Source organism: Geodermatophilus sp. SYSU D00815, assembly GCF_054050035.1.
On sequence record NZ_JBJGYO010000011.1, the window covers coordinates 126,044 to 134,995 of the forward strand.

Sequence of the window (8,952 nt, forward strand, 5' to 3'; positions counted from 1 at the left end):
CGGTACCGAAAGCCCCTCCAACTCCGGGCTTTCTGTACCGAAAGCCCCCTCGAGCGCCGGGCTTTCTGTACCGAACGCCTTCTCCAACTTCGAGCCTTCTGTGCCGAACGCCCCCTCGAGCACCGGGCGGCTTCCTGTACCGAAGGCCCCGGGCCTGTGGACGACGGGCCCGAGGGGCGGACGACCTGGGCCAGGCTGCCGGGGTGCCTGCGCCCCAGCCCCTGCACGGGGTCTTCGTCGGATCACACGCTGTCGCCGCCGGCGCCGCGACGCGCAGGCAGCTGCAGTCGGGGCTGTACCGGCGCCTCCTGCACAACGTGTACGCCGACCCGTCGCTGGTCGCGGACCACCTCCTGCACGCGCGTGGCGCTGCTCTGGTGATGCCGCCGACGGCTGCCCTCGGTGGGAGGTCCGCGGCCGCCTGGTACGGCGCGCCGTTCGCCGCGGCCACCGACCCGGTCCTGGTCCTGGTTCCGCCGGACGCGACGTGGCGCGGCCCCCGTGGCGTGCGCCTCCACCGCACGGAGATCGAGGCCGCCGACGTCCGCGCCAGCGATGGCGTCCGGCTGACGGTGCCACTGCGCACCGCCTGGGACGTCGCGGCGCTGGAGCCGCCGGCGACGGCCGTGGGTCTGCTCGACGGGATGGTGCGGACCGGGCATCTCGACCCCGAGGCGTTCGCCCGCTGGGTCGCGCAGCGGCGAGGGCGCTGGGGTGCGGCCCGCGTGGCGAAGGTCGTCCCGCTGATCGACGGTCGGGCGGAGAGCCCTCCCGAGTCATGGGTGCGGGTGGCCTGCGCCCGCGCGGGCCTGCCGGCGCCGGTGCCCCAGTTCGACGTCGTCCACGACGGGGAGTTCGTGGGGCGGGTGGATCTCGCCTGGCCGGAGCAGCGCGTCCTCGTCGAGTACGAGGGCGCCTACCACTTCGAGGGTCTGCAGATCGTCCGCGACGACGCCCGCTATCGCCGGTTGACCGCTGCCGGCTGGCGGGTCATCCGGCTGAGTGCGGCGGATCTGCGGGACATGCCCGCGGTCGTCGCGCGCATCGCCGCCGCCCTCGGGGTGCCGGCGGCCCGCCGCTGAGGGGCTTTCGGTGCAGGAAGCCCCCCGGCGGCCCGGGCTTTCAGTGCAGAAGGCCCCGGCGGCGGCCCGGGCTTTCGGTACCGAAAGCCCGGGGAGTCAGGCGCGGGCGAGCCAGAGCCGGGAGCCCTCGGGGCCGTCCACCGCCGTGCCCGGGCCCTCCTGACCGGCGTGGACGGCGACCGCGAGCACCTCGCCGGCGACCTGCTCGCCGTGCTCGGTCAGCGCCTCGGCCATCGGGCCCTCGGCGGTCCACCACAGCTCGATCCGGTCGCTGACCTCCAGGCCGCTGGCCTTGCGCGCCTCCTGGATCAGCCGGATGGCCTCGCGGGCGCGGCCGGCGCGCTCCAGCTCGGGGGTGAGCGTGAGGTCCAGCGCCACCGTGAGCCCGCCGCCGCTGGCCACGGTCCAGCCCTCGCGCGGCGTCTCGGTGACCACCAGGTCGCCCTCCTGCAGCGGCACCGGCGCGCCGTCCACCTCCACCGACGCCGTCCCGGCCCGGTAGGCGGCGACCAGCTCGGCCGGGTCGGCGGCGGCCACCGCCTTCGCGACCGCCTGCACCTGCTTGCCCAGCCGGCGGCCGACGGCGCGGAAGTCGACCTTCACGGCGACGTCGACCAGCCCTCCCTCGACCGAGGAGAGCTCGACGAGCTCGGCCACGTTGAGCTCGTCGGCCACCTCGGCGACGAGGTCGCGGGGCAGCTCCGCCCAGCCCGGCGCGGCGACCAGCGCCCGCGCCAGCGGCTGCCGGGTGCGCACCTTCGCCGAGGTGCGGGCGGCGCGGCCCAGCTCGACCAGCCGGCGCACCAGCGCGACCTGCTCGACCAGGGCCTCGTCGCGGGCCGACTCGTCGACCGCCGGCCACGAGGACAGGTGCACGGAGTCGACCGCGTCGCCGAGGCCGGGGACGACGGCGCGCTGCCACACCTCCTCGGTGACGAACGGCGTGAACGGCGCCATCAGCCGGGTGAGCACGTGCAGCACCTCGTGCAGCGTCGCCAGCGCCGCGGGGTCGCCGTCCCAGAACCGCCGCCGCGACCGCCGGACGTACCAGTTGGACAGGTCGTCGACGAACTGCGAGATCAGCCGCCCGGCGCCCTGGGTGTCGAAGTCCTCCAGCGCGTCGGTGACGCCGGCGGTCACCCGGGCCAGCTCGGCCAGCGCCCAGCGGTCGAGCAGCGGCCGCTCGGCCGGGGCCGGCGCCGGCGACGCCGCCGGGTCCCAGCCGTTGGTCTCGGCGTACAGCGTGAAGAACGAGGCGGTGTTCCAGTAGGTGAGCAGCACCTTCCGGACGACCTCGGACAGCGTCTCGTGCCCCACCCGGCGGGCCGACCAGGGCGAGCCGCCGGCGAGCATGAACCAGCGGACGGCGTCGGCGCCGTGCCGGTCCATCAGCGGGATCGGCTCGAGGATGTTGCCCAGGTGCTTGCTCATCTTCCGGCCGTCCTCGGCCAGGATGTGGCCCAGCACCAGCACGTTCTCGTACGAGTTCTTGCCGAACACGAGCGTGCCGACGGCCATCAGCGAGTAGAACCAGCCGCGGGTCTGGTCGATCGCCTCGCAGATGAACTGCGCCGGGTAGGCGGCCTCGAACTCGTCGGCGTTCCGGTAGGGCGCGCCCCACTGGGCGAAGGGCATCGAGCCGGAGTCGTACCAGGCGTCGATGACCTGCGGCACCCGCCGGTAGGTGCCCGCCTCACCGGGCAGCGTGAAGGTCACCTCGTCGATGAACGGCCGGTGCGGGTCGAGGGCGGAGAGGTCGCGCCCGGTCAGCTCCGAGAGCTCCGCCAGCGAGCCGACGGCGATCATCCGCGAGGGGTCCTCGTCGTTGCGCCAGATGGGCAGCGGGGTGCCCCAGTACCGGTCGCGGGAGAGCGCCCAGTCGACGTTGTTGCGCAGCCAGTCGCCGTAGCGGCCCCACTTGATCGTCTCGGGGTACCAGGTGGTGCGCTCGTTCTCGGCGAGCAGCTGGTCCTTGACCGCGCTGGTGCGGATGTACCAGGACGGCTGCGCGTAGTACATGAGCGGCGTGTGGCAGCGCCAGCAGTGCGGGTAGCTGTGCTCGTAGCGCTGCTCCTTCCAGAGCAGCCCACGCCGCTGCAGGTCCTCCACCAGGGCGGGGTCGGCGGCCTTGAAGAAGTGGCCGCCGACCAGGCCGACCTCGGGCAGGAAGTGCCCGGAGGGGTCGATCGGGTTGACCACCGGCATGCCGTAGGCGCGGCAGACGGCGAGGTCGTCGGCGCCGAACGCCGGCGCCTGGTGCACCAGCCCGGTGCCGTCCTCGGTGGTCACGTAGTCGGCGAGGACGACGAAGTGGGCGTCGCCCTCGGGGAAGGCGACCAGCTCGAACGGCCGCCGGTAGCGCACCCGCTCCCAGTCCTGCCCGGTGGTGCGGGCCAGCACCTCGACGTCGTCGAGGTCGCCGAAGACGGCGCCGAGCAGCGGCTCGGCCACGACGAGGGTGTCCTCGCCGCGCCGGGCGACGACGTAGGTGACGTCGGGGTGGACGGCGACGGCGGTGTTCGACGGCAGCGTCCACGGCGTCGTCGTCCAGACGAGCAGGTCGGCCCGGCCGGCCCACTCGCCGCTGGTGACCGGCAGCCGCACGTACACCGAGGGGTCGGTGATGGACTCGTAGCCCTGGGCGACCTCGTGGTCGGACAGCCCGGTGCCGCAGCGCGGGCAGTACGGCGCGACCCGGTGGTCCTCGACCAGCAGGCCCGAGTCGAAGACCTGCTTGAGCGACCACCAGACGCTCTCGATGTAGGCCGGGTCCATCGTCCAGTAGGCGGTCGACAGGTCCACCCAGTAGCCCATGCGCCGGGTGAGCTCGGTGAACGCGTCGACGTGGCGCTCCACCGACTCGCGGCAGCGGGCGTTGAACTCGGCGATGCCGTACCGCTCGATGTCGGGCTTGCCGGCGAAGCCGAGCTCCTGCTCGACGGCGATCTCCACCGGCAGGCCGTGGCAGTCCCAGCCCGCCCGGCGGGGCACGTGCCAGCCCTGCATGGTCTTGAACCGGGGGAAGACGTCCTTGAAGGCGCGGGCCTCGATGTGGTGCGTGCCGGGCCGGCCGTTCGCCGTCGGCGGGCCCTCGTAGAAGTTCCACTGCGGCCGGCCGGCGGAGGCCTCCAGCGACCGGGCGAAGACCTTGTCCGCCTCCCAGCGCTGCAGGATCTCCTGCTCGAGGGCGGGCAGGTCGACCTGCGGGGGCAGGGCCGTGAAGGGGCCGGTCGCGCGCGGTTCGCTCACGCACCCCATTGTCCCCGAGCCGACAACCGGCTTCGCGCAGGCCGGGCGCCGCGACGCCCGCCGGCCGGGCGGACCGGGCCCTAGCCTCGCCGGCGTGACCCGCTACCGCTTCCTCGACGGGATGGGCGACGTGGTCGCCGAGGCCGAGTTCGAGCGGCACGAGGACGCGCTGGAGTGGGCCGTGTCGGGGGAGCGGCCCGACGACGAGGAGGAGGTCCAGCGGGTCGAGTTCCTCGGCCCGGACGGCGACTGGCGCTGGGCGGGCGCGCTCGGCGGCTGAGCGTCCCGGGCCGGAAACACGCGTACGGGAGACTGCACGCATGGAGGGCGCGCGGTGAACACGACGGTCACCGTCGCGCTGGCCGTCGGCGCGCTCGTGGTGCTGACCGCGGCCGTGGCGCTGCGCCTGGCCGACCGCCTCGGCCTGCCCAGCCTGCTGCTCTACCTCCTGCTCGGCGTGGCGCTGGGCGAGGCCGGGGCGGGGATCCAGTTCGAGGACTTCTCGCTGACGCTGACCCTGGGGTACGCCGCCCTCGTCGTGATCCTCGCGGAGGGCGGCCTGACGACCCGGTGGGCCGACGTCCGGCGCAGCCTGGGGCCGGGCCTGGCGCTGTCCACCGTGGGCGTGGCGGTGAGCGTCGTCGTCACCGCCGCGATCGCCGTCTGGCTGCTCGAGCTCTCCTGGGCGTTCGCCCTTCTCCTGGCCGCCGTCGTGAGCTCCACCGACGCCGCCGCGGTCTTCGCGACCCTCCGCCGGCTGCCCCTGCCGCGCCGCATGGTGGCCGCCCTCGAGGTCGAGAGCGGTCTCAACGACGCGCCGGTGATCCTGCTCGTCGTCGTGCTGGCCGAGCGGCTGACCGGCGGGACGGACGAGCCGTGGTGGCTCACCGGTCTGCTGATCGTCGGCGAGCTGCTCGGCGGCACGGCGGTCGGCCTGCTCGTCGGGTTCGCCGGCGCCGAGCTGCTGCGCCGCTCGGCGCTGCCGCTGTCGGGCTTCTACCCGCTGGCCACGCTCGCGCTGTGCGTCCTGGCCTACTCGTCGGCCGTGCTGCTGCACACCTCCGGCTTCGTGGCCGTCTACCTGTGCGGTCTGGTGCTGGGCAACGCCCCCCTGCCGCACCGGGCCGCCAGCATCGGCTTCGCCGAGGGCATGGCCTCGCTGGCCCAGATCGGCCTGTTCGTCCTGCTCGGGCTGCTGGTGTCGCCGGACCGGCTGGACGGCGCCGTGGGCTCCGCCCTGGTGGTGGGGCTGGCGCTCCTGCTCGTCGCCCGCCCGCTCTCGGTCGCGGCGAGCCTGGTCTGGTTCCGCATGCCGTGGGCGCAGCAGGCGTTCATCTCCTGGGCCGGGCTGCGCGGCGCCGTCCCCATCGTCGTCGCGACCATCCCGCTGACCGCCGACGTGCCCGGCGCGACCGACGTCTTCGACACCGTGTTCGTGCTCGTCGTCGTCTTCACGGTCCTGCAGGGCCGGTCGCTGCCCTGGGTGGCGCGCCGGCTGGGCATCGCCAGCCCGATCGCGCCGCGCGAGGTGCAGGTGGAGTCCGCGCCGCTGGAGGAGCTCGACGCCGACCTGATGCAGATGACCATCCCGGCGGGCTCGCGGCTGCACGGCGTCTACCTGCCCGAGCTGCGCCTGCCCGAGGACGCCGCGGTGGTCCTCATCGTCCGCGACGGCCGCTCCTTCGTCCCCGACGAGACGACGCGGCTGATGCGCGGCGACCAGGCGCTGCTGGTCTCGGCGCGCCGGTCGAGGGCCGAGGCGGAACGGCGGCTGCGGGCGGTCAGCCGGGCGGGGCGGCTGGCCAACTGGCGCGGGGAGAGCGGGGCCGCGGGCGAGGCCGACTAGACACCAGCGCCACCACCAGGCGTTGCGGAAGATCACCGACCGGTAACGGAAGTGATCAGATCGCGACCCATCTGTGGCGCCCACCACAGGTGCGTGCCAAGGTTCCGGTGAACGCACCAGGAGGTCGACGACAGGCCCGGCCGGCGGTCGGCCCGGGGCGGTCCTCCCGGTGCACCGGCACTGCGGAGAGGACGCCCCACGATGGCCGCCATCACGTACGACCACACGACGATCCAGTACCCCGGCGCGGAACGGCCGTCCGTGAACGCGCTGAACCTCGACATCGCCGACGGCGAGTTCCTCGTCCTGGTCGGCCCGTCGGGGTGCGGCAAGTCCACCTCGCTGCGGGCGCTGGCCGGGCTGGAGGCGGTGAGCGAGGGGTCGATCCGGATCGGCGACCGCGACGTCACGCACCTGCCGCCCAAGGAGCGGGACATCGCGATGGTCTTCCAGAACTACGCGCTGTACCCGCACATGACGGTGGCCGACAACATGGGCTTCGCGCTCAAGATCGCCGGGATGAAGAAGGAGGAGATCCGCGCCCGCGTCGAGGACGCCGCGAAGATCCTCGACCTCGAGCCGTACCTCGACCGCAAGCCCAAGGCCCTCTCCGGCGGCCAGCGCCAGCGCGTGGCGATGGGCCGGGCGATCGTCCGCCACCCGCAGGCGTTCCTCATGGACGAGCCGCTGTCCAACCTCGACGCCAAGCTGCGCGTGCAGACCCGCACGCAGATCGCCGCGCTGCAGCGGCGGCTCGGCGTCACCACCGTCTACGTCACCCACGACCAGGTCGAGGCCATGACGATGGGCGACCGGGTGTGCGTCCTCAAGGACGGCTACCTGCAGCAGGTCGGCACCCCGCGCGAGCTCTACGACCGGCCGGACAACGTCTTCGTGGCCGGGTTCATCGGCTCGCCGGCGATGAACATCATCGACCTCCCGCTGCTGCAGGAGGGCGCCTGCATCGGCGACCGCACCCTGCCGCTGCCCCGCGAGGTCCTCACCGCGCTGTCGGGCGAGAGCGCGCAGACGGCGACCGTCGGGTTCCGCCCGGAGGCGGTGCACCTGGTCGGCAACGGTGAGGGCTTCCCGTTCGAGGTGGTCGTGGTCGAGGAGCTCGGCTCCGACGCCTACGCCTACGGCACGCTGCACGCCGGCCAGGGCGCCGGCGGCGGCGACAAGCTGCTCACCATCCGGGTGCCGGCCAAGACGCCGCCGATGAAGGGCGAGACGGTCCACATCGCCATCCACCCCGAGGAGCTGCACGTCTTCTCCGCCGAGACCGGCCGGCGCGTCTCCGGCGAGGTCGCGGCCTCCTCCGCGGTCTGACCCACCCCTCCTCGAACGGCCGGCGGCGACCACCGCCGCGCCGTCCTCACCCGACCCTGCTTCCCCGTACCCCTGAGCTCAGCAAGTGTCCGAAGGAGTGCACATGCGCATCAGATCCACGATCGGGGCGGCGGCGACGGCCGGCGCCGTCGTCGTCCTCACCGCCGGTTGCCTGAGCGAGGGCGGCGGTGGCGGCGGCAACGAGAACACCAGCAACAACATCACGGTCATGTACGCGTTCACCGGCGGCCAGGAGGAGGGCTTCCAGGCGGAGGTCCAGGCCTGGGCCGAGGAGAACGACGTCAACGTCGAGTTCCAGCAGACCGGCAACTTCAACCAGCTGATCAACACCCGCGTGCAGGGCAACGACGCACCCGACGTCGCGCTCTTCCCGCAGCCGGGCATCATGCGGCAGATGGCGGAGCAGGGGCTGCTCGCCGACCTCTCCGACGTGGTCGACCAGGCCGACCTCGACGCCCAGATCCCGGGCGTGCTGGACATCGGCAACGTCGACGGGACGCAGTACGCGGTGCCGATGAGCATCAACGTCAAGAGCATCGTGTTCTACCCGCGGGGCGCGGTCGAGCAGGCGGGCATCACCCCGCCGGAGACCTTCGCCGACCTCCAGTCGCTGAGCGACCAGGTGGCGGGCACCGGGACGGCGCCGTGGTGCTTCGGCATCGAGTCGGAGGCGGCCACCGGCTGGCCGGCGACCGACTGGGTCGAGAACCTGATGCTGATCAACTACGGCGGCGACGTCTACGACCAGTGGGTCAACCACGAGATCCCGTTCAACGACGAGCGGGTGCTCGAGGTGCTCAACCAGATCGACGACCTGCTGCTCGCCGACGGCATGACCAACGGCGGCCGGCAGTCGATCGCCAGCAACAACTTCCTCACCGCGGGCAACCCGCTCTTCGACGAGCCGCCGGGCTGCTTCATGTACCGGCAGGGCAACTTCGTCGTCGACGACGGCGGCTTCCCGGACGACGTCCTGGCCGACATCGACAACCTCGTCGGCGTCTTCCCGATGCCGGGTCAGTCGGCCGAGGAGCGGCCCGTGCTCGGCGGCGGTGACATGGCCGGCATCTTCTCCCAGGACAACGAGTCGGCCCAGGCGCTGGTCGAGTTCCTGGCCTCGGCGGAGTTCGGCACCCTGGCCGGCTACGGCGAGAGCGGCAGCTGGATCTCGCCGCGGACCGACTTCGACGTCAGCGTCTACCCGAACGAGACGGTCCGGTCGATCGCGCAGATCGCCTACGAGTCCACCGAGTTCGCCTTCGACGGCTCCGACCAGATGCCCGGCGAGGTCGGCTCCGGCTCGTTCTGGCGGGAGATGACCGCCTGGATCAGCGGCGGGCAGGACGCGCAGACCACCCTGGACAACATCGAGGCCAGCTGGCCGGCCTGATCCCGGTCGGGGTGCCGGGCGGTCCGCCGCCCGGC

At 73.1% G+C, this 8,952-nt stretch carries 6 protein-coding genes; 5 read left to right on the top strand and 1 reads right to left on the bottom strand.

Annotated elements, in window-relative coordinates; translation table 11 throughout:
- Positions 1–203: 203 nt before the first annotated feature.
- On the top strand, positions 204–1,082 hold the full coding sequence (locus ACI78S_RS14570) for an endonuclease domain-containing protein (RefSeq protein ID WP_456974476.1): 879 nt from the start codon (positions 204–206) through the stop codon (positions 1,080–1,082).
- Positions 1,083–1,178: 96 nt separating this feature from the next.
- On the opposite strand, the gene ileS is transcribed toward ACI78S_RS14570, so the two are convergent.
- Entirely contained in the window at positions 1,179–4,331 is a 3,153-nt protein-coding gene (ileS, locus tag ACI78S_RS14575) for an isoleucine--tRNA ligase (protein WP_456974478.1), read from the bottom strand.
- Positions 4,332–4,425: 94 nt separating this feature from the next.
- Here ileS and ACI78S_RS14580 point away from each other — a divergent pair, with 94 nt between their 5' ends.
- The 4 genes from ACI78S_RS14580 to ACI78S_RS14595 all read left to right on the top strand — a co-directional run bounded on the left by ACI78S_RS14580 (position 4,426) and on the right by ACI78S_RS14595 (position 8,917).
- Positions 4,426–4,611 carry a hypothetical protein gene (locus tag ACI78S_RS14580; protein ID WP_456974480.1) on the top strand — a complete coding sequence of 62 codons (186 nt, stop codon included), beginning with the start codon at positions 4,426–4,428 and terminating at the stop codon, positions 4,609–4,611.
- Between the two features lie 54 nt (positions 4,612–4,665).
- Entirely contained in the window at positions 4,666–6,177 is a 1,512-nt protein-coding gene (locus ACI78S_RS14585) for a potassium/proton antiporter (RefSeq protein ID WP_456974482.1), read from the top strand.
- A gap of 201 nt (positions 6,178–6,378) precedes the next feature.
- Positions 6,379–7,506, top strand: coding sequence for an ABC transporter ATP-binding protein (locus tag ACI78S_RS14590; RefSeq protein WP_456974484.1), 1,128 nt, complete (start codon positions 6,379–6,381; stop codon positions 7,504–7,506).
- Between the two features lie 103 nt (positions 7,507–7,609).
- Positions 7,610–8,917: an ABC transporter substrate-binding protein gene (locus ACI78S_RS14595; protein ID WP_456974486.1), complete on the top strand. Its 1,308-nt coding sequence runs from the start codon at positions 7,610–7,612 to the stop codon at positions 8,915–8,917.
- The last annotated feature ends 35 nt before the right edge of the window (positions 8,918–8,952 follow it).

Bases quoted from the DNA above. Each gene is read 5' to 3' on its own strand.
- ACI78S_RS14590 (WP_456974484.1), top strand. From the start codon at position 6,379: ATGGCCGCCATCACGTACGACCACACGACGATCCAGTACCCCGGCGCG.
- ACI78S_RS14595 (WP_456974486.1), top strand. From the start codon at position 7,610: ATGCGCATCAGATCCACGATCGGGGCGGCGGCGACGGCCGGCGCCGTC.